This is a genomic window from Pseudomonas sp. NPDC079367, from assembly GCF_044542195.1.
Taxonomy (GTDB): Bacteria; Pseudomonadota; Gammaproteobacteria; order Pseudomonadales; family Pseudomonadaceae; genus Aquipseudomonas.
Map to the genome: position 1 here is coordinate 1 of NZ_JBITTW010000081.1, position 2,514 is coordinate 2,514.

A 2,514-nucleotide genomic window follows, 5' to 3' on the forward strand; every position below is an offset into this window, starting at 1 on the left:
TGGGGTTTCCCCATGTGAGAGTAGGTCATCGTCAAGATTAAATTCCGAAACCCCAATTGCGTAAGCAGTTGGGGTTTTGTTTTGCCTGCGAGAAATGTGTCTGCTTGATTTCTATGCAACGGCTCGGGGCATGGCTATTATGCGGCCTCATTGAAAGGCGAAACCTGCATGTTGACGTTATTGAATCTTCTGAAGGATGGGCGATTCCATTCCGGTCAGGACCTAGGAGCGGCCTTGGGTATTAGCCGAAGTGCTGTATGGAAGCAGCTGCAGCAGCTTGAAGCTGAGCTTAGTCTGTCAATCCATAAAGTTCGCGGTCGCGGTTATCAATTGTCGGCACCCCTAACGCTGCTTGATCCTCAAGAAATAAGCAGAAAGGCACCCCAGTGGCCGGTAACTGTGTTCGATTCCGTCGACTCGACGAATGCCGAAGCTTTGCGCGCCATTAGTGAAGGTGCAGTCGCGCCGTTTTTGGTGCTATCCGAGCGACAGTTGGCTGGGCGTGGTCGTCGAGGCCGAAAGTGGGTTAGCCCATTTGCGGAAAACCTTTACTACAGCCTTGTACTCCGTATCGAAGGTGGCATGCGTCAGCTTGAAGGGTTGAGCCTTGTTGTTGGCTTGGCAGTAATGCAGACCTTGCGAAGCGCCGGCGTGCCGACAGCCGGTCTGAAGTGGCCCAACGATGTTCTGGTGGGTACTAAGAAGGTAGCCGGCATCCTACTTGAGCTCGTCGGGGATCCCGCGGATGTATGCCATGTTGTATTGGGCATAGGGGTCAACGTGAATATGCTGGTTGCTGATGAGGTCGACCAGCAATGGACCTCTATAAAGCTTGAGTCAGGTAAATCCTGTGATCGCAATGCTTTGGTTATAGAGTTGAGTAATCAGCTCAAGTCTTATATCCATAAGCATCAGCATCAAGGGTTCGCAAGCCTGCAGGAAGAATGGGCAGAAAATCATCTGTGGCAGGGTCGGTCCGTGTCGTTGATCGCGGGTAAGAGCCATGTTGATGGTGTTGTGCTTGGCATTGATAACCAAGGCGGACTGCGCTTGCTTGTAGATGGTATTGAAAAAGTTTTTAGTGGCGGAGAGCTCAGCCTGAGGTTGCGTGATGATTCTTGAGCTTGACTGCGGCAACAGCTTTATAAAATGGCGAGTGCTTGATGCCTTGGCGTGTGGGGTGATCTCGGAAGGGGTTGTAGATACCAATCTTGCTCTGATTGAGAGTCTACTGAGCATAAAGTCTCTCTCGCTGCGCAGCTGCCGTTTAGTGAGCGTCAGGACCACTGAAGAAACTGGCACGTTAACCGAGATGATTAAGCATGAGTTCGGTATTCCTATCGTACGTGCGGAACCCGCTCGCGAGATGTCCGGTGTTCGTAACGGCTATGAAGATTATGAACGTTTAGGTCTTGATCGCTGGCTGGCGATGCTAGGGGCCTTTCACCTGGCTGCTGGAAATGCTTGTCTGATTCTCGACTTCGGTACGGCAGTCACTGCTGATTTTGTTGCCGCTGACGGTGAGCATCTCGGCGGGTTCATTTGTCCTGGTATGCCTTTGATGCGCAACCAACTTCGCACCCATACCCGTAAAATTCGTTATGGTGATGAAGCCGCAGAGCAAGCCCTTTCCTGCCATGTCCCGGGGCGCACCACCGTTGAGGCTGTGGAGCGCGGTTGTTCTTTGATGCTGAGAGGGTTCGTACTCACTCAATTGGAGCTGGCTCGAACATATTGGGAAGAAAACTTCATAGTATTCATTACAGGAGGGGATGCTGAGTTGGTGGATGGCGTCGCGCCTGATGCCAGGGTTGTGCCAGACCTGGTTTTTGTCGGCTTGGCCATGGCGTGCCCCTTGTCCTGAGGTTTCTATGCGTTGGTTGTTCCTGCTGCTTGTTGTTCTTAATGTTTTTTACTATGTCTGGCATCAACAGGAAGCGCCGTTGCGAGCCAAGGATGTAACGCCTTTGAATTTATATCGCGGTTCGCAGCAGGATATTCGTCTGCTGAGCGAAACGGCCGGGGGCGGCCGTAGAGCGGACAGTGTTCCGCGACAGCAATGCCTGTTTCTTGGCGGGCTTTCTGACGAAGATTCAATTGCCAGATTGCAGCAGCGTCTGATGGTACTGAGAGTCAGTGTGCAATCCGTCCCCAAAGATGCTGCGGGAAACGGTTACTGGCTGGTGGTTACGCCGGACGGCCAGCGTTTGCTGGGTGATCAGCAGTTGCAAAACCTTTCCAAGGAATTCAATGAGTTAAAACATAAAATAATGCTGTGCGAAGGGGTTGCACCCACTCAATAGTTTGCATAGAATGGCGCCCGCTCCACAGCGAACACCTTAATCGGCATTCAAAGTGAAGTGTGTCAACGCAGCTAACCTCAGGTTTTTAAATGAGAAAATGCTTGACAGGGGTTTGGCATGATATAGAATGCCGGCCTGATTAGGAGGGGTTCCCGAGCGGCCAAAGGGATCAGACTGTAAATCTGACGTCTACGACTTCGAAGGTTCGAAT

At 51.6% G+C, this 2,514-nt stretch carries 3 protein-coding genes and 1 tRNA gene (1 of these 4 only partly in view); all 4 read left to right on the top strand.

What is annotated here, in order from left to right:
• The first annotated feature begins 168 nt into the window (after nucleotides 1-168).
• Entirely contained in the window at nucleotides 169-1,122 is a 954-nt protein-coding gene (gene birA / locus ACIGDJ_RS28100; protein ID WP_101159023.1) for a bifunctional biotin--[acetyl-CoA-carboxylase] ligase/biotin operon repressor BirA, read from the top strand.
• Complete coding sequence (locus tag ACIGDJ_RS28105; protein ID WP_313004253.1) at nucleotides 1,112-1,864, top strand: pantothenate kinase; 753 nt, start codon at nucleotides 1,112-1,114, stop codon at nucleotides 1,862-1,864. The genes birA and ACIGDJ_RS28105 overlap by 11 nt, the downstream gene beginning before the upstream one ends.
• A gap of 7 nt (nucleotides 1,865-1,871) precedes the next feature.
• Entirely contained in the window at nucleotides 1,872-2,303 is a 432-nt protein-coding gene (locus ACIGDJ_RS28110) for a hypothetical protein (protein ID WP_313004249.1), read from the top strand.
• Between the two features lie 142 nt (nucleotides 2,304-2,445).
• Nucleotides 2,446-2,514 (top strand) — tRNA-Tyr (locus ACIGDJ_RS28115); it runs 20 nt beyond the window's last position.

Bases quoted from the DNA above. Each gene is read 5' to 3' on its own strand.
- birA (WP_101159023.1), top strand. From the start codon at position 169: ATGTTGACGTTATTGAATCTTCTGAAGGATGGGCGATTCCATTCCGGT.
- ACIGDJ_RS28105 (WP_313004253.1), top strand. From the start codon at position 1,112: ATGATTCTTGAGCTTGACTGCGGCAACAGCTTTATAAAATGGCGAGTG.
- ACIGDJ_RS28110 (WP_313004249.1), top strand. From the start codon at position 1,872: ATGCGTTGGTTGTTCCTGCTGCTTGTTGTTCTTAATGTTTTTTACTAT.